The 18,412-nt window shown below is 71.2% G+C and carries 14 protein-coding genes; 11 read left to right on the top strand and 3 right to left on the bottom strand.

Going from position 1 to position 18,412, the window contains the following annotated elements; all coding sequences use genetic code 11:
* The first annotated feature begins 4 nt into the window (after positions 1-4).
* A complete protein-coding gene (locus tag AC25YV_RS10795; RefSeq protein WP_488123853.1) occupies positions 5-1,840 on the top strand; it encodes a thioredoxin domain-containing protein in 1,836 nt (611 codons plus the stop codon).
* A gap of 150 nt (positions 1,841-1,990) precedes the next feature.
* Positions 1,991-4,573, top strand: a complete 2,583-nt coding sequence (locus AC25YV_RS10800; protein ID WP_488123854.1) for an LPXTG cell wall anchor domain-containing protein — start codon at positions 1,991-1,993, stop codon at positions 4,571-4,573.
* Positions 4,574-4,672: 99 nt separating this feature from the next.
* On the opposite strand, the gene AC25YV_RS10805 is transcribed toward AC25YV_RS10800, so the two are convergent.
* Positions 4,673-5,905, bottom strand: a complete 1,233-nt coding sequence (locus AC25YV_RS10805) for a glutamyl-tRNA reductase (protein ID WP_488123855.1) — start codon at positions 5,903-5,905, stop codon at positions 4,673-4,675.
* A gap of 38 nt (positions 5,906-5,943) precedes the next feature.
* Between AC25YV_RS10805 and hemE the strand changes: the two genes are divergently transcribed.
* Genes hemE through hemL form a run of 6 tightly spaced genes read left to right on the top strand, consistent with a single transcriptional unit; the run spans position 5,944 to position 12,175 of the window.
* Complete coding sequence (gene hemE / locus AC25YV_RS10810; RefSeq protein ID WP_488123856.1) at positions 5,944-7,014, top strand: uroporphyrinogen decarboxylase; 1,071 nt, start codon at positions 5,944-5,946, stop codon at positions 7,012-7,014.
* Positions 7,004-8,230 carry a protoporphyrinogen/coproporphyrinogen oxidase gene (locus tag AC25YV_RS10815; protein WP_488123857.1) on the top strand — a complete coding sequence of 409 codons (1,227 nt, stop codon included), beginning with the start codon at positions 7,004-7,006 and terminating at the stop codon, positions 8,228-8,230. The genes hemE and AC25YV_RS10815 overlap by 11 nt, the downstream gene beginning before the upstream one ends.
* A gap of 37 nt (positions 8,231-8,267) precedes the next feature.
* A complete protein-coding gene (gene hemQ / locus AC25YV_RS10820) occupies positions 8,268-8,954 on the top strand; it encodes a hydrogen peroxide-dependent heme synthase (protein ID WP_488123858.1) in 687 nt (228 codons plus the stop codon).
* Positions 8,955-8,970: 16 nt separating this feature from the next.
* Positions 8,971-9,879 (top strand): hydroxymethylbilane synthase, encoded by a 909-nt coding sequence (hemC, locus tag AC25YV_RS10825; RefSeq protein WP_488124036.1) that lies wholly within the window; start codon positions 8,971-8,973, stop codon positions 9,877-9,879.
* Positions 9,876-10,856 carry a porphobilinogen synthase gene (gene hemB, locus AC25YV_RS10830; RefSeq protein ID WP_488123859.1) on the top strand — a complete coding sequence of 327 codons (981 nt, stop codon included), beginning with the start codon at positions 9,876-9,878 and terminating at the stop codon, positions 10,854-10,856. The genes hemC and hemB overlap by 4 nt, the downstream gene beginning before the upstream one ends.
* On the top strand, positions 10,853-12,175 hold the full coding sequence (gene hemL / locus AC25YV_RS10835; protein WP_488123860.1) for a glutamate-1-semialdehyde 2,1-aminomutase: 1,323 nt from the start codon (positions 10,853-10,855) through the stop codon (positions 12,173-12,175). The genes hemB and hemL overlap by 4 nt, the downstream gene beginning before the upstream one ends.
* 25 nt (positions 12,176-12,200) lie before the next feature.
* Here the strand turns inward: hemL and AC25YV_RS10840 are convergent, their stop codons facing one another.
* Positions 12,201-13,748 carry a dolichyl-phosphate-mannose--protein mannosyltransferase gene (locus AC25YV_RS10840; RefSeq protein ID WP_488124037.1) on the bottom strand — a complete coding sequence of 516 codons (1,548 nt, stop codon included), beginning with the start codon at positions 13,746-13,748 and terminating at the stop codon, positions 12,201-12,203.
* Between the two features lie 26 nt (positions 13,749-13,774).
* Here AC25YV_RS10840 and rsmI point away from each other — a divergent pair, with 26 nt between their 5' ends.
* Genes rsmI through AC25YV_RS10855 form a run of 3 tightly spaced genes read left to right on the top strand, consistent with a single transcriptional unit; the run spans position 13,775 to position 17,149 of the window.
* Complete coding sequence (gene rsmI / locus AC25YV_RS10845) at positions 13,775-14,602, top strand: 16S rRNA (cytidine(1402)-2'-O)-methyltransferase (protein ID WP_488123861.1); 828 nt, start codon at positions 13,775-13,777, stop codon at positions 14,600-14,602.
* Between the two features lie 38 nt (positions 14,603-14,640).
* Positions 14,641-16,236, top strand: a complete 1,596-nt coding sequence (gene metG / locus AC25YV_RS10850) for a methionine--tRNA ligase (protein WP_488123862.1) — start codon at positions 14,641-14,643, stop codon at positions 16,234-16,236.
* A 22-nt stretch (positions 16,237-16,258) separates the two neighbouring features.
* A complete protein-coding gene (locus tag AC25YV_RS10855) occupies positions 16,259-17,149 on the top strand; it encodes a TatD family hydrolase (RefSeq protein WP_488123863.1) in 891 nt (296 codons plus the stop codon).
* Here AC25YV_RS10855 and AC25YV_RS10860 read toward each other — a convergent pair.
* Positions 17,128-18,399 carry an MFS transporter gene (locus AC25YV_RS10860; RefSeq protein ID WP_488123864.1) on the bottom strand — a complete coding sequence of 424 codons (1,272 nt, stop codon included), beginning with the start codon at positions 18,397-18,399 and terminating at the stop codon, positions 17,128-17,130. The two genes, AC25YV_RS10855 and AC25YV_RS10860, sit on opposite strands and share 22 nt — an antisense overlap.
* Positions 18,400-18,412 lie beyond the last annotated feature (13 nt).

The following is an 18,412-nucleotide window of genomic DNA, read 5'->3' on the forward strand; positions in this document are numbered from 1 at the left end:
GGAGATGAACGACCGCCTCTCTCGTTCGGCCAGCCCCTACCTGCGGGCCCACGCCGAGAATCCCGTCGCGTGGTATCCGTGGGGAGAGGCGGCTTTCGCTGAGGCGCGTCGGCGTGACGTGCCCGTGCTCGTGTCGATCGGCTACTCGACGTGCCATTGGTGCCATGTCATGGCACGGGAGTCCTTCGCCGACGCCGCCACCGCGGCGGATCTCGACGCGGGCTTCGTCGCGATCAAGGTCGACCGGGAGGAGCATCCCGAGGTCGACGCGGCGTACATGGCCGCCGCCGCGGCGTTCACGCCGAGCCTCGGCTGGCCGCTCACGGTCTTCACGACGCCCGAGGGGCGCCCGTTCTTCGCGGGGACGTACTTCCCGCCCGAACCGCGCGGCGGTCTGCCGGCGTTTCGTCAGGTGCTCGCGGCCGTGCACGAGGCGTGGACCGAGCGTCGCGACCAGGTCGACAGCACCGCCGAGGCGATCGTCGACGCGCTCACCGAGGTGCGGACGAAGACCCGCGAGGCCGGCTCGCTGCCCGACGCAGAAGAGCTGCGCGCCGCTGCACGCGCTCTCGCGGCACAGGAGGATCCCGAGTACGCCGGGTTCTGGGGCGGCGACCCGGCTGCGCCGAAGTTCCCCGTCGCGACGGGACTGGGCTTCTTGCTGAGCCGCTTCGTGCGCACGGCCGAGCCCGAGGCGGCGGCCGTCGCCTACCGGGCGTTGCAGACGATGGCTGCGTCGCCGCTGCGCGACCGGGCCGAGGGCGGCTTCTTCCGCTATGCGACGCGGCGCGACTGGACCGTGCCGCACTACGAGCGCATGCTGACCGATAACGCGCTGCTGCTCGAGGCCGCCCGCGAGGCCGACGACGAGCGCACCGCACGCGGCATCGCCTCGTTCCTCACCTCGGTGCTGCAGCAGCCATCGGGGGGATTCGGTGCGGCGCAGGACTCCGAGTCGTGGATCGACGGCGTCCGCAGCGAGGGCGGGTACTACCTGCTCGAAGACCGTTCGGGACTCGAGCCGCCAGCCGTCGACGGCAAGGTCGTGACGGGGTGGAACGGTCTCGCGATCGGTGCGCTCGCCCGTGCCGGCGCGCGCTTCGGCGAACCCTCCTGGATCGAGGCGGCCGCGTGGGCGGCGGACGCCGTGCTCGGGGCCAACACGCTGCCCGACGGCGGCCTCGTGCGTGCGTCCTTGGACGAGATCCCCTCACGCGCCGCCGCGACGCTCTCCGACTACGGTCAGCTCGCCGCCGGGCTCGTCGCGCTCGCCATCGCGACGGGCGAGCCGGCAGCGGCCGTGCGCGCCCGTGAGCTCGTCGAGGCCTGTCTCGCCGACGACGAGCCCGCCGTGCCCGGCGGCGGCGACCCCGTGCTCACGGTGCAGGGCATCGGCGCACCCGACGCGGCATCCGACGGAGACGAGCCCTCGGGGGTCGCGGCGCTGGCCGACGCGGCCGCGCAGCTCTGGTTGCTCGGCGGGGGTGATGAGCTGAGGGCTCGGGCCGAGCACCTCGTCGCCCGACACGCCGCTGCCGCGCTTTCCCAGCCGCTCGCGCACGGCGCGCTGCTGCGCGTCGCGACGATCATCGCGGCGCCCCCGCGGCAGGTCGTCGTCATCGGCGACTCCGACGATCCGCTCGCGCGCGAGGCACGTGGTCTCGATGCCGATGTCGTCGCGGTCATCAGCCCCGACCAGGCCAGAGAGTGGGTCGACGCGAGTTTCGAGCTGTTCGCCGATAAACCGGCGATCGTCGGCGCCCGTGCGACCGCATACGACTGCCACGGCTTCGCCTGCCGCCTTCCCGTCACCGACCCCGCGCAGCTCGCCGCCGGCTGAGCTCGCGGTCACGCGTATCGTCCGACCGACACGGCAATCCCGCAACCCGGCACGCAGATCCGCTGTGGCGGCACGGCACGGGGGCTCGCACGGGCCCTCGCACATCCACAGATTCCTACCGTCGTTCCGAAACGAACGAAGGGCAGAATCATGTCTATCCGGAAAGCAGCTCGCGAGCGGGCCGACTCCACGACCATCACCCGCCGGATGCTGCGCATCCGGCGCACGTTCGCGCGTCGCACCGTGCGACTCGTCGCGACGGTGCTGGCGACGGCGATCGTCGCCGCCGGTGCGATCGTCGGCGTGCAGAGCGCGTCGGCGGCGTCGCAAGGTCCCGGCTTCGGCACGTGGCCGAGCAGCCATATCGGCTGGGAGGGCGCCTTCATCGCGCCCGACGGCAGCCTCATCTACTGCATCGTGCCGGGCGCCGCCAACCCCACCGGGGCGACGAGCTCGGCCGGCATCCACTCGTCGATCATCTCGGACAGCCCGTTCGGCACGTCGACCATCAGCGGGGACACCGCGGCGAAGATCAACACGATCGTCACGCAGTACGGCCAGAGCTGGGACAACGTGAACGCCTCGGCGGTCTCGTTCGTCGTCAAGCATCTCGCCAACCCCGATGCGATGTACAACTCCAGCGGTTGGAACGGCTCCCACGATCTCAACGGCTTCATCAACTACAAGCTCGTCGGGCTCGTCGGCCCCGCGACCGTCGGCGCGATCCAGGCCCGCGCCGCGCAACTGCTCGCGGCCGTCGAAGGCGTCACCGCGGGAGCCGTCAACGGTGCGGGCGAGCTCGTCTTCACCACCGACGCCGCGAACAACTACGCCGGCACGGTCAAGATGGTGGGGACGCCCGCAACGGGAACCGTTTCGCTCACGAACGGCATCTTCGCCTCGACGGGGAGCGCGTCGCTCGCCGGCATGCGACAGGGTGTCGCCTATCCCGTGCGCGGAGTGCCGCCGACCCACAACGGCGCGTCCTATCGGATCTCGGGTTCGGGCACCTTCGGGTCGGGGCATGCCGCGGCGCTGCACCTGTGGACGACGCCCGGTCAGCAGGCGGCTGTCGGTCCTGGCGGCGCCGGAACCTTCCGCGTCGCCGGCAAGGACTCGACCGCCCGCAGTGTGACCTTCGCGCCGCACATCACGACGCAGGTCGAGCAGGTCTACGCGCCGGGAGGCACCTTCGTCGACCACGTGACATTCGGCACGTCGCTCAACGAGTGGCCGCGGGTCGCGGGGGGTCGGTTCGTGACCGTGGCAGCCACGGCCCGGGTGTACAGCACCCCCGCGCAGCCGATCGAGGCCACGGCGGACATCCCCGCCGACGCCGTCGAGGTGGGCGAGCTCGTGCTGGTCACGGATCCGGCGACAGGTCCGTCACAGCCGTACCGGGTCGAGTCGGATTGGGAACTCCCCGGTCCCGGCCATTACACCGCGGTATGGAGCATCATCGGCACCGACCAGTCCGACCAGACGCGGGCGTACCTGCAGAACGGGTCCGCCTACGAACGGCACGAGCGTTTCGGAGAGAAGACGCAGATGACGATGGTGCCCAACATCACCTCCGAGGCCCAGCCCGCGGCGCAGAAGGGCGGCACGGCGTTCGACACCGTCATCGTCGCCGACGTGCTTCCCGCCGGCGGCGCCGACATCGCGACGGCGCTCTACCGGGTGCCCGACGACACCGAGGCCTTCGGCGCGTGCGTCGCGGAGAACCTCGTCTGGCAGAGCGAGACGCTGCACGTCGACGCCGTCGGCCGGTACACGTTCACGGCTCCTGTCGTGCCGTCGTTCGGCGACTATGCGTGGCAGCACCGCGCAGACGATGTCGACGGGCGCGAGATCATGGTCAGCGAGTGCGGCCTCGAGAGCGAGATGACCTCGGCGCCCGTGCCGACGATCGGCTCGCTTGCACCCGAGACGATCGGCTATGCCGGTCTCGTGCGCGATGTCGCGATCGTCGACGGACTGGTACCGGCCGACGGCGAGACATACATCACGTTCGAGCTCTACCGCGCCGTCGACGGCGTCGCCCCGATCGACTCCTGCACGGCGGACTCCCTCGTAGGGGACACGAGCGACCGGCCCGTCGTCATCACGCAGGCGGGGGAGTACACCTCGCCCGGCATCCGCGTCACGGAGGCGGGCACGCACTACAGCGTCGAGCGCCTGTCGTGGCGAGCTGACGCCGACGGTGATCCGATCGTGCTCGACCAGGGCGAGTGCGGTCTGCCGCACGAGACGACGCTCGTGAGCGAAGCGTCACTGCGCACGCAGGCGACGCCCTCGGTCGGGATCGGTGACACCTACCGCGACGAGGCGTTCGTCGAAGGGCTCGGCGACGACGTCGCGGCCGAGATCGTCTTCGAGGTGTTCCACAACGCGCACGACCAGTCTCCGACGTGCACGGCCGAGACCCTCGTCGAGACGCGTCGCACCGCGATCGTCGGCTCGGGAGTCTTCGCCTCACCTGCCCTCACGGCGACCAGGGAAGGACGTCAGCTGTGGGTCGCGACCCTGCAGCACACGCCGGAGGGGTCGGATGCGCCGGTCGTGCTCGCGAAGGGCGACTGCGGCGAAGAGGACGAAGTGACGCTCGTGCGCGGTGAGCTTCCGCTCACCGGATCCATCGGCACGCCGTGGATCGCCGGCCTGGCGGGTCTGGCGCTGCTGGGCGGGGCCACGATCCTCGTGCTCCGCACCCGGAGGCAGGCCTCCGCGTGACGTACCGGACCGGTGCCCTCGAGCTTTCTCGGGGGTGCCGGTCCGCCGTCTCGGCAACGTGCTGCGTCTGGCGTCGAGGGGATGCCGGTGCGGCGACGGTCAGACCGCTTCGAGCCCGCGGGGGCATCGGGCCGCGGCGGGTACGTCGATGCCGAAGACGATCCCGAGCGCGCGCTCGTACTCGTCGAGGCGTCCTTGTTCGGCGTGCTCGCGGGCCCGCACCGACGGGATGTGCGAAATGACCCCGGCGAGGTGACGCAGCGCCGTTTCGGTAGCCGCATCACCGCCGCGCGCGGCGGCGCGGGCGAGCTCGTCGTCGAGGGCCGCCTGGATGTGCGAGCGCACCGCGACGACGGCGGGAGCCGCCGCGGCTTCGGCGGTGAAGGCCGCCGCTGCCGACCCGACGATCTCGTGCGCCCCCGCGCCGAGCTCGGGAAGCGCGGCATGCCGGCCCAGCAGCTCGAGGTCGAGCAGTTCGACCCCGTCGAGGTCGGCGACGGCGGCATCGACGTTGCGCGGCAGGCCGAGGTCGATGATGAGGCGCGGGGCACCGGTGGGCACATCGTCGCCGACGATCGTGTAGCGGGTCGTGCAGGTGAGCACGATGCGGGCGCCCCCGATCGCGGTGCGCAGGTCGTGCTCGGCACGGATGCCGTAGCGCGCGGCGAACTGCTGCGCGCGGCCGGTCGCGGAGTACACGCGAACGTCGGCTGCGCCGCGGGCCCGCAGGGCGGCGATCGTCGTCGCGGCGTACTGGCCCGTGCCCACGATGAGGACCGGCGTGCTCTGCCAATCGGACACGCGCGTGTCGGCCAGTTCGAGCGCGAGCCGGGCGAGGGAGCGGCCGCCCGCGGCGACGTCTGCCTGCGCGCGCACGGCGCGGGTCGCGTGCGCCGCGCGCTGGAAGACCCGCTCGAGGGTCGGGCTCGTCGTGCCGTCGCGGCGTGCCGCCGTGAGCGCGCGCTGCACCTGACCGCTGATCTCCTCTTCGCCGACGACCATCGACTCCAGGCCCGAGCTGACCTTGAAGAGGTGGCGAACGACGTCGTCACCTGCAACGGTCACCGCCGACGCGCGCAGCGCCGTGATGTCGGTGTCGGCGAGCGCCAGCTGCTCGAGCACGGCCTCGCGCGCGACGGCGACGGCGCCCGTGAGCGGCTCGTCGATGTCGAGGTATGTCTCGAAGCGGTTGCACGTGGCCAGCACGACGGCTCCGCGCACGAAGTCATGCGCTTCGGTGAGGTCGGCGGCGGTCGTTTCAGCCACACGCGAGATACGGTCCAAGACCTCGAACTCGGTGTTGCGGTGATTCGCCGTCAGACAGAACAGCACGCAGAGATTCTAACGGCGTGAGGTCGTAGCCTGGCTGTGTGCTTTCCGACGTGACGGTCCTGCCCGATACCCACCCCCTGCGCGACGGCAGGACGACCGGTGCCCGGCTCGTCCGCGCCGCACGGGGCGACCGGCCCGAGACCCTGCCGGTCTGGTTCATGCGTCAGGCGGGCCGCTCGCTGCCGGAGTACCGCGAGCTGCGGGCCGGCACCGAGATGCTCGAGTCGTGCCTCACTCCGGCGCTCGCGTCCGAGATCACGCTGCAGCCCGTCCGGCGCCACGGTGTCGATGCCGCCGTCTTCTTCAGCGACATCGTCGTTCCGGTCCTCCTCGCGGGCGTCGATGTCACCATCGTGCCCGGACGCGGTCCCGTGCTCGCGAACCCCGTGCGGTCCGCATCCGATGTCCTGGCTCTGCGTCCCCTCGAACCCGACGCACTCGCGCCCATCTCGGAGGCCGTCGCCCGTACCGTCGCCGAACTCGGCAGCACGCCGCTCATCGGGTTCGGTGGAGCGCCGTACACCGTCGCGAGCTACCTCATCGAGGGTGGGCCCTCGAAGGATCAGCTGCGCACGCGCGCGCTCATGCGCAGCGACCCGCACACGTGGGCGACGCTGCTGAACTGGTGCGCCGACGTGACGGGCGCCTTCTTGCGCGCGCAGGTGCTCGCCGGGGCCAGCGTCGTGCAGCTCTTCGACTCATGGGCGGGGTCCCTCTCGCGCGATGACTACGTGCGCCGCGCGATGCCGCATTCGCGTCGCGCGATGGACTGGCTGCGCGGACTCGACGTGCCGCGCATCCACTTCGGCCTCGGACTCTCCGAAGCGCTCGACGCGACCCCTGCGGTCGGTGCCGACGTCATCGGCGTCGACTGGCGCCTGCCGCTCGACGAGGCGAACCGGCGTCTGGGCGGCACGATGCCGCTGCAGGGCAACATCGACCCCGCTCTGCTCACGGCGCCCTGGAACCTCCTCGAGCGCCACGTGCGCGACGTCGTCGAGCGCGGCTCGGGGGCCCCGGCGCACATCGTGAACCTCGGGCACGGCGTGCCGCCCGAGACCGACCCCACCGTGCTGACGCGCATCGTCGACCTGGTGCATGAGCTCTGAGGTCATCGTCGTCGGAGGCGGCGTCGCGGGCCTCGTCGCCGCGCGCCGCCTCGCCCTCGCGGGCCGCAACGTCGTGCTGCTCGAGCGCAGTGACCGGCTCGGCGGTCAGGTGCAGCCGCTACCGCTGGCCGGAGTGACGCTGGACGCCGCCGCCGAGTCGTTCGCGACGCGCGGCGGTGCCGTCACGACGCTCGCCGCCGAACTCGGCCTCGAGGTCGTGCCGCCCGCTCCGGTATCGGCGTGGCTGCACCGCGCCGACGGAACCGCCGTGCCGTTGCCGGCGGTCGGCGTCCTGGGCATTCCGGGGACACCGCTCGCGCCCGACGTCGTTCGCGCGATCGGACGCGTCGGAGCCTGGCGCGCCGCACTCGATCGGGCTCTGCCGGCGCGGATCGGCCGGGACGCGGCATCCCTCGGCGCCCTCGTGCGCGCTCGCATGGGGTCTCGCGTCGTCGACGGACTCGTCGCCCCTGTCGTGCGCGGCGTGCACTCGAAAGAACCCGACGCGCTGCCCGTCGAAGCGGTGGCGCCGCGGCTGCGCGCCGAACTCACGGCCCGGGGTTCGCTCGCGGCGGCCGTGCAGGCTCTCCGCGCGCAGGCCCCCGCCGGCACGCAGGTCGCAGGCCTGCGCGGCGGGATGCACCGACTCGTCACGGCGCTCGCCGCCGACGCCGCCCGGCTGGGCGTCGATGTGCGCACGGGCGTCGACGTCACCGCGCTCGATGCCCACGGGGTCGTCGCCGGGGGGCAGCGCCTCGACGGCACCGTCGTGCGTGCTTTCTCGGCACCCGCTGCGCGGCGGCGGCTCACGCTCGTCACGCTCGTCGTGGACGCTCCGGGATGGGATGCCGCACCGCGCGGCACGGGACTGCTCGTGGCAGCTGACGCTCCGGGCGTGGGGGCGCGGGCCCTGACCCACATCACCGCGAAGTGGGCGTGGGCCGCCGAGGCGCTCGGCGCTCGACACGCCGTCCGGCTGTCCTACGACGGAGACCTCGCCGGCGACGCCGTCGCGCGCGCCGTCGCCGACGCGCAGAAGCTGCTCGGCGCGCCGCTTCAGGCGGTGACGGATGCCGCCGTGCAGGCCTGGGACCGCGGGGCGCAGCCGTATCCCGACGAGGTCATCTCGGTGGGGGAGGGAGTCGCCGGCACAGGCCTTGCCGGTGTCATCGCGCATGCCGAACGGACGGCCGCGGCGATGACGACCTCGGCATGACTGGCGCATCCCCTCGGAAAAGGGGGAGGATGGACGGGTGAGTTCTTCGAACGATGGCACCGATCCGACCACCGACACGACCTCCACGGCGACGTTCTACACTCTGTGGGCTGTCTTCCGTCGCGACCCGCACCCCGCGCCGGCGACGGGCTCCGGCTTCGCCGAGGTCTCGGCGGGCGTGTCCAGCCTGCGCGGCGTCTATGACGTCTCGGGCCTGCGCGCCGACGCCGATGTGATGCTGTGGCTCACGGGCGACACCGCTGAGGGTCTGCAGGCAGATCTGCGCACGCTGCGCCGCTCGCTCGAGCTGTCGCCCCTGCTGCCGACGTGGAACGCGCTCGGCGTGCACCGCGATGCCGAGTTCAGCCGCGACCACTCACCGGCCTTCGCCCGTGGCCTGCCGCCCAAGGGCTGGCTCACGGTGTACCCGTTCGTGCGCAGCTACGAGTGGTACCTGCTGCCCTCCGCCGAACGCGGGGCGATGCTCGCCGACCACGGCCGCAAGGGGCGGGAGTACCCGAGCGTGCAGTCGAACACCGTCGCGAGCTTCGCGCTGGGCGACTACGAGTGGCTGCTCGGCCTCGAAGCCGACGATCCCATCGAACTCGTCGATCTCATGCGCTACCTGCGGTTCACCGAAGCGCGCCGCCACGTGCGCGAAGAGGTGCCGTTCTTCACCGGTCGCCTCATCACACCCGACGAACTGGGCGAGGTGCTTGCATGACCGCGCCGGCGACGTCATGAGCGCCCTGCGGATCGGCACGCGCGCGAGCGCCCTCGCGATGACCCAGGCCGCCACCGTCGCCGACGCCCTCGGCGGTGAACTCGTGCCGATCGTGTCCGAGGGCGACCGCTCCACGGCGTCGCTGTCGACCCTCGGCGGCACGGGCGTCTTCGCTGCGGCGCTTCGAGAGGCGCTCCTGGCCGGTGAGATCGATGCCGTCGTCCACTCCTTCAAAGACCTGCCCACCAGCCCGCTCGAGGGATTGTCGATCGCCGCGGTGCCGAAGCGGGAGGACGCACGTGACGCACTGTGCGCGCGTGACGCTCTGACGTTGGACACGCTGCCCGAGGGCGCGAAGATCGGCACGGGGTCACCTCGCCGCCGCGCCCAGCTCGCGAGGCACCGGCCCGATCTCGACCTCATCGACATCCGCGGCAACATCGACACGCGTCTGAGCCGCGTCGGCACCGACCTCGACGCCGTCGTGCTCGCCGCGGCGGGTCTGACGCGGCTCGGCCGGCTCGGCGTCGTCACCGAGCTGTTCGAGCTCGACCGATGGCCAACCGCCCCCGCGCAGGGAGCGCTCGCGGTCGAGACCCGCGTGGGAGATGAGCGCCTGGCGGCGCGCGTCGACCATCGCCCGTCGCGCGTCGCGGCTGAAGCCGAGCGGGGCGTGCTGGCCCGGCTCGAAGCGGGGTGCGCTGCCCCTGTCGGAGCCCACGCGTTCGTCGAGGACGGGATGCTGTTCCTCTCGGCGCGGGTCTACCGGCCCGACGGCGGAGACCAGCTCACGAGTTCGCACGCCGCCTACCTGGGCGACGTGACGGCGCTCGAGATGGCTGAGCGTGTCGCCGACGAACTGCTCGCCGCGGGAGCCGCCGACCTGGCCCCGCTGCGTGCACGGCCCTATGAGGATCCCCAATGACCGCATTTCCCGCTGTCCGCCCTCGCCGACTGCGCGCGACGGCCGCCTGGCGCCGACTCGTGCGAGAGACCCGGGTGAGCCCGGCACAGCTCGTGCTGCCGCTGTTCGTGCGGGAAGGAGCGACTGAACCCCGCCCGATCAGCTCGATGCCCGGCGTCGTGCAGCATTCGCTCGACTCTCTGAAGTCCGAGCTTCATCGCGCCGCGACGGCGGGCATCGGCGGGGTGATGCTCTTCGGCGTGCCCGAGCACAAAGACGCCATCGGGTCGGGAGCAACCGACGACGACGGCATCCTCAACGTCGCGACACGCGTCGCCGCCGCCGAAGTCGGCGACACGCTCGTCGTGCAGACCGACCTGTGCCTCGACGAGTTCACCGACCACGGTCACTGCGGCGTGCTCGATGACCAGGGTCGCGTCGACAACGACGAGACCCTCCAGAGGTATCGCGACATGGCTCTCGCGCAGGCGGCCGCCGGATCGCGGCTGCTGGGACTGTCCGGGATGATGGACGGCCAGGTCGCAGCCGTGCGGGCGGCGCTCGACGGTGCCGGGCACGGCGCGACGGCGATTCTCGCGTACGCCGCGAAGTACGCTTCGGCCCTCTACGGACCCTTCCGCGAAGCCGTGCAGTCCTCGCTCGTGGGCGACCGCCGCACGTATCAGCTCGACCCCGCGAACCGTCGCGAGGGGCTGCGCGAAGTCGACCTCGACATCGCCGAGGGGGCCGACATCGTCATGGTCAAACCCGCTATGAGCTACCTCGACGTGCTCGCCGACACAGCGGCATCCTCACCCGTGCCCGTCTGGGCGTATCAGGTGTCGGGGGAGCACGCCATGATCGAGGCCGCCGCCGCGCAGGGCTGGATCGACCGCACCCGCGCGATCGACGAATCGCTCGTCGGGATCGTGCGCGCCGGTGCCGACGCCGTCTTGACCTACTGGGCCATCGAGGCCGCCGAAAGGCTGAGCGCATGACGACGAACGACGACGCCGCTGTCCGCGCACGCGCCGTGATCCCCGGTGGCGTGAACTCTCCCGTGCGCGCCTTCGGATCGGTGGGCGGCACGCCCCTCTCGATCGTCTCGGCGACGGGAGCGACCGTGCGCGACGTCGCCGGCCGCGACTACATCGACCTCGTCGCTTCGTGGGGCCCCGCGCTCCTCGGCCACGCTCACCCCGAGGTCGTCGCGGCCGTGCAGGAGGCCGCCTCCCGCGGCCTGTCGTTCGGCGCATCGACGCCGGGCGAGACCGAGCTGGCCGAACTCGTCATCGACCGGCTGCGCATCGACGACGTGCGGGGAATCGACCGCCTGCGGCTGGTGTCGACGGGCACCGAGGCGACCATGACCGCGATCCGCATCGCACGAGGAGCGACGGGGCGCGACATCGTCGTCAAGTTCGCCGGGCACTACCACGGGCACTCCGACGGTCTGCTCGCCGAAGCCGGTTCGGGAATCGCCACCCTCGGACTGCCGGGCTCGGCGGGGGTGCCCGCCGACGTCGCGGCGCTCACCCTCGTGCTGCCCTACAACGACCGCGATGCCGTGCGCGCGGCCTTCGCCGCGCACCCCGGGCGCATCGCGGCCGTCATCACCGAGGCCGCCGGTGCGAATGCCGGCATCCTCGTGCCCGATCCGGGGTTCAACGCGTTCCTCGCCGAGACGGCGCACGCGAACGGTGCGCTGCTCATCCTCGATGAAGTCCTCACGGGCTTCCGCGTCGGACCGGCCGGCTGGTGGGGTCTCGAACAAGCCGCAGGCGGGCGATGGCGCCCCGACCTCGTGACGTTCGGCAAGGTCATCGGCGGGGGGATGCCGCTGGCGGCGATCGGCGGTCGCACCGACCTCATGGAGCTGCTCGCACCCCTCGGCCCCGTCTATCAGGCGGGCACCCTGAGCGGCAACCCGCTCGCCGTCGCGGCGGGCATCGCGACGCTGCGGCTGGCGGATGCCGACGTCTACGACCGCGTCGACCGCGCCGCCCGCGCGGTCTCGACGGCGCTCGGCGAGGCGCTCTCCGCCCAGGGCGTCTCCCACGTCGTCTCGCACGCGGGCAACCTCTTCTCGCTCGCGTTCCGCCCAGAGCCCGTGCGCGACTACGACGACGCCCGCGCGCAAGAGGCCTGGCGCTACCCGCCGTTCTTCCACGCCATGCTCGATGCCGGTGTATCGCTGCCGCCGAGCGTCTTCGAGGCGTGGTTCCTCACGGCGGCGCACGACGATGCCGCGATCGAGCAGATCCTGGACGCGCTTCCGATCGCGGCGCGCGCCGCGGCAGCGGCTTCGCGCGGCTGAGAGCGGACAGACCCCGCGCAGCCCGTCAGATCCAGCTGGGCAGCCAGTTGTGCATGCGCCAGAAGTCGTACGGCACACCGGTCGCGGTGACGATCGGGTACCAGAACGCCGCCAGCACGAGCACGACGGCGAGGAAGACCCAGACGACCCGCTGCCCTGACTGGCGCCGGTAGCCGTCGGTGCTCGCCGCGCCGGCGACGTCGCGCAGCGCGAACGTGAGCGCGAGGATCAGGAACGGGAGGATCGCGACGGTGTAGAACTGGAAGATCGTGCGCTCGGGGTAGAGCAGCCACGGGACGTACGTCACCGCGATGCCGGTCAGCACGAGCGCGATACGCCAATCCCGCGACACGACGAAGCGCCACACGAGGTAGACCGCAGCGGCGACGGCGGCGTACCAGACAAGCGGATTCGGCATGCTGTAGATGTTCTGCACGATGCCGTCGTCGTTCTGGAAGTACATCGACGTCGGGCGCATGAGCAGGGGCCACTGCCAGGCGGGGCTCGCGTAGCCGTGGGCGCTCACGAGTCCGACGTGGAAGCCGTAGATCTGCTCGTGGTACGCCCACAGATTCGCCAGGGCCGAGCCGATGCCACCGCCGTCCGAGCCCTCGAGTGCGCGGCGCCCGTAGCCGCCGTCTGTCAGGAGCCAGCTCGCCCACGACGCCACATAGACCGCGGCGGCGACCGGGATGAACAGGACGAACGTCACGACGCCCTGGCGGAAGGCGGCGTCGGTCGGCCAGAAGATGACGCCCGCGCGGCGTCGCGCGAGAGCATCGACCACGACGAGGTAGATCCCCAGGCCCGCAGCCACGTACAGCCCCGACCATTTGACCGCGGTCGCGGCTCCGACCGCGGCACCTGCCGCGATCACCCACGGGCGGTTCCACAGCACGGGTCCCCACGCGGGCGGATCATCGCCGTGGTCGCGCGCGGCGAGCGCCGCGGCGAACCGGGTCGCCGTGCGGCGATGATCCAGCACCACGAACCAGAACGCGAGCAGCACGAAGAACGTGAGGATGCCGTCCAGCAGTGCCACGCGACTCATCGCGATCGCGAGACCGTCGACGGCCAGCAGACCGGATGCCACGGTGGCGAAGGCGATCGAACCCGTGAGCGACTTCGCCACGAGGTACAGCACGAGCACGGTCGCGATGCCGAACACAGCCACCGCGATGCGCCAGCCCCAGGCCGAATCCGGCCCGAACAGCGCCATGCCGAGGCCGATGAAGAACTTGCCGAGGGGCGGATGCACCACGAAGCTGCCGGACGTGAGGAAGATGTCGGTGTCGCCCGCGATGAAGCTCGCATCGGCGTCATCGGGCCAGCTCGCGGCATAGCCGAGGTTCCACTGCGTCCAGGCATCTTTGACGTAGTAGGTCTCGTCGAACGCCAGGGTGCTCGGATGCCCCAGGTTCCACAGCCGCAGGACGGCGGCGACGACGGTGACGAGGGTCGGGGCGAGCCAGCGCCACAGCCGGGCCAGACGCGGCTCGCCGGCCAGGCGCAGCATCCACCGGTCGTACAGGGTCGGTCGCGCGGGCGGCAGCAGCGGCTCGGCGATCGGCATCACGGCGACCAGCCTATGCTGGCGGCGTGATCATCCTCGCGGCGACCCCCATCGGCAATCTGGGCGACGCGTCGCGCCGCCTCGTCGAAGCACTCGAGGAGGCCAGGATCGTCGCCGCCGAAGACACCCGCACGACGCAGCGGCTGCTCGCGGGGCTCGGCATCGCCAACCGGCCGAGGCTCATCGCGCTGCACGACCACAACGAGAAGGAGCGTGCGCCCGAGATCGTCGAGCTCGCTCGCGACAATGACGTGCTCGTGCTGTCCGATGCCGGCATGCCCACGGTCTCCGACCCCGGCTACGGGCTCGTCGCGGCCGCCGCCGAGGCCGGCGTCGCGGTCACGGCGATCCCCGGTCCGAGCGCTGTCGTGACGGCGCTCGCCGTTGCGGGCTTGCCGACCGACCGCTTCACGTTCGAGGGCTTCGTCGCGCGCAAGCACGGCGAGCGGATGGCCGAGTTCACCGCGCTGGCGGGCGAGCAGCGCACCATGGTGTTCTTCGACGCCCCCTCGCGCGCCGCCGCGACGCTGGCGGACATGGCCGCGGCGTTCGGCGCCGATCGGCGCGCAGCCGTCTGCCGCGAGCTGACGAAGCTGCACGAAGAGGTCGCGCGGGGCACCCTGGCCGAACTGGTCGCCTGGGCCGAGCAGGGCGTGCGGGGCGAGCTCGTCATCGTCGTGGCCGGGGCCGCGGCGCGTGAACTTCCCTTCACCGATGCCGTGACGCATGTGCTCGACCTCGTCGCGGCGGGGACGCGCCTCAAAGTTGCCGCCACCGAGGTCGCCTCGCACACGGGTCACTCGTCGCGGGATCTCTACCAGGAAGCACTCGCGCGGCGAGCGCGGCCGTCATAGCGCCAGAAGCGGCATCCATCCGGCCTAGAATCTCAAGGGTGACTTCTGGCCGCAGCTTCTACATCACGACGCCGATCTACTACCCGAGCGACGTGCCCCACATCGGCCACGGCTACACGACCGTGGCCGTCGACGCGCTCGCCCGCTGGCATCGCCAGGCCGGCGATGACACGTGGATGCTGACGGGCACCGACGAGCACGGCCAGAAGATGATGCGCGCCGCCGCCGCGAACGGGTCGACGCCGCAGGAATGGGTCGACAAGCTCGTGAGCGAGTCGTGGTTCCCGCTGCTGGAGACCCTCGATGTCGCCAACGACGACTTCATCCGCACGACCCAGCCGCGCCACGAGGAGCGGGTCAAGCGGTTCGTGCAGGCCATCTACGACCGTGGGTACATCTACGCCGGCGAGTTCGAGGCGCTCTACTGCGTCGGCTGCGAAGAGTTCAAGACCGAGGCCGAGATCGTCCAGGGCGAGGGGGCGTTCGAGGGGCTCAAGGTCTGCGCGATCCACTCGAAGCCGCTCGAGCTGCTGCAGGAGAAGAACTACTTCTTCAAGCTCAGCGAGTTCCAGGACAAGCTTCTCGAGCTCTACGCGAGCAGTGACTTCATCCGACCCGAGTCCGCGCGCAACGAGGTCGTCTCGTTCGTCAAGAGCGGGCTCAAAGACCTGTCGATCTCACGCTCGACGTTCGACTGGGGCATCACGGTGCCCTGGGACGAATCCCACGTCATCTACGTGTGGGTCGATGCCCTGCTCAATTACGTCACGGCCGTGGGATACGGCGACGACCCTGCGCCGGGCTCCGGCGAGGAAAGCGAATTCGCGCGCCGCTGGCCGGCGTACCACGTCGTGGGCAAGGACATCCTGCGCTTCCACGCCGTCATCTGGCCCGCCATGCTGATGGCCGCCGGCGTCGATGTGCCCGCGGGTGTCTTCGCGCACGGCTGGCTGCTCGTCGGCGGCGAGAAGATGTCGAAGTCCAAGCTCACCGGCATCGCTCCGACCGAGATCACCGACGTCTTCGGGTCGGATGCGTACCGGTTCTACTTCCTTTCGGCGATCGCATTCGGACAGGACGGCTCGTTCTCGTGGGAGGACCTCGCCGCGCGCTACCAGGCCGAGCTCGCCAACGGCTTCGGCAACCTCGCCTCGCGCACGACGGCGATGGTCGAGCGCTACTTCGAGGGCATCGTGCCGCCCCCCGGCGAATACACCGAGCGTGACCTGCGCGTGCAGCAGATCGTGGCCGATGCCGCCGCCAGCGCCGATGCCGCGATCGAGCGATTCCGCATCGACGAGGCGATCCACGCCATCTGGACGATCGTCGACGACCTCAACCTGTACATCACCGAGAACGAGCCCTGGGCGCTCGCGAAGGACGAGACGCAGCGCGTGCGACTGGGCACCGTGCTCTACACCGCCGCCGAAGGGCTGCGCGCCCTGGCCGTGCTGCTGTCTCCCGTCATGCCCGAGGCGACCGAGAAGCTGTGGGTCGCGCTCGGCGCGGCCGAGTCGCTCGGTCGACTGGTCGATCAGCCCATCCGCGAGGCGGGGCAGTGGGGTGTCCTGCGTCCCGGCACGAGCGTCAACGGCCTCGCGCCGCTGTTCCCGCGCGTCGAGCAGGGCGCGTGAGCGTGCGGGAACGGCGCTCCTCGTGACAGACAGCGACCCGTCGCAGTACGTCCGTACCCGTTCGCAGGAGGGCCGCGGCGACGTGCGGTGGCCCGAAGCTCCCGAGCCCCTGCCCGTGCCGGTGTACGACAACCATGCGCACCTCGAGATCGACGACGGCGATGCGTCGCTGAGCCTCGACGAGCAGCTCGAGCGCGCTGCGGCGGTCGGCGTCGTGGGGGTCGTGCAGGCCGGTGGCGACATCGACTCGAGCCGTTGGTCGGCGTGGGCGGCGGCATCGCATCCCCGCGTGCTCGCGGCCGTCGCGATCCACCCCAACGAGGCGCCCGCGTACCAGAGCGCCGGGCGGCTGGACGAAGCGATCGGCGTCATCGATGAGCTCGCCGCCCAGCCGCGCGTGCGCGCGATCGGTGAGACGGGGCTCGACTTCTTCCGTACGGGCGAAGAGGGCCTGCCCGCGCAGTTCGAGAGCTTCGAGGCGCACATCGCCCTCGCGAAGAAGCACGGCATCGCGATGCAGATCCACGACCGCGAGGCCCACGACGCCGTCCTTGAGACCCTCGAGCGGGTCGGAGCCCCCGAGCGCACGGTCTTCCACTGCTTCTCGGGCGACGCGGCGATGGCCGAGATCGCCGCCGAACGGGGCTACTACCTGTCGTTCGCGGGCAACGTCACGTTCAAGAACGCCCAGAACCTGCGGGATGCCCTCAAGGTGACCCCGCGCGAGCGGATCCTCGTCGAAACGGATGCGCCGTTCCTCACCCCCGTGCCGCACCGCGGTCGCCCCAACGCGCCGTACCTGATCCCCGTGACGGTGCGTTTCCTCGCCGTCGAGCTGGGCGTCGAGCTCGACGAACTGTGCGCGCAGCTGGCGGCCAACACGCTCGAGGTCTACGGGGCGTTCGAGGACTGATCCGTCGCGTCGTCGCCCAGCACGGGGCGTGACGCCGCGATGTGCGAGATCGACCGCCACACGACGAGCAGCGTGATCGCCGAGCCGACGAACGCGAACCACCACGGCGCGGTGAGCCCCCAGCCCTGAGCGAGCAGGCCGCCGATCAGCTGCCCGATGACGAGCCCTCCGAAGACGCCGACCATGTTGACCGATGCGATGCGGCCCTGCAGGTGCATCGGCACGAGCCGCTGGCGCACGGTCGTCGAGATCGTTCCCCACACGAACGCGTACGCGCCGAATCCGAACATGAGGGCGAACGCGACGATCGGCGATGTCGTGAGCGCGAAAGCGAGGTGCATGAGCACTTCGAGCGTGAGGCACACGCGCATGAGCGTCGCGAACGAGACATGCCGCTCCAGCCACCCGAAGCACACGGTGGCGATGAGTCCGCCGAGCGCCGACGCCGTCGTGAGGGCGCCGTAGCCGACCGCGCCCATGTCGAGATACTCGGTCGCATAGAGCACGAGGACGCCCCACGGGGCTGCCCACGTCACGTTGAAGACGAGGATGATGAGGACGAGTGTGCGCACGGGCGCGTTGGCGCGCAGCCAGGCGAGCCCTTCGCGGATCGGACGCGGCTTCACCTCGGGGGCGGGATCCTCCTTCGGCGGAACGGGTGTGCGGGCGATGCGCGAGATGAGGATGACGGCGAGGCTCACGCAGACGATCTGGGTGACGAACGGCCAGAACGAGCCCGCCGCGAAGAGGAAAGCGCCCAGGGGCGGTCCCGCGAGCTGATTGCCGACGAGGAACCCCGCTTGCAGGCGCGCATTGCCGATGCCGAGGTCGGCCGGGCGCACGAGCATCGGCAGGAGCGTCGCGCCCGCCGTGTCGGCGAACACCTCGGCCGTGCCGTAGAGGAAGGCCGCCGCGAGCACGATGACCACGGTCACCTGGTCCGTCAGCAGGAAGACGACGAGTCCCGTGACGACGACGGCGCGCGAGGCGTTGGCGATCATGACGAGCCGCCGGCGGTCGTGATGATCCGCGATCGAGCCGGCGAGCAGGCCGAACAGCAGCCACGGCAGGAACTGCATCATCGCCCCGGCGGCCACGAGCAGAGGCGACGACGTCAGCGAGGCGATCAGAAGGGGGGATGCCGACAGCGCGATGCCGTCGCCGAGATTGCTCGTCCAGGACGAGGAGAGCAGCCAGCGAAAGTCCCTGCCGAGTCGCCGCGGCGCGATGAAGTCACCGAGGGAAGGCACCTCGACATCTTAG

The organism is Microbacterium sp. Y832 (assembly GCF_057669765.1).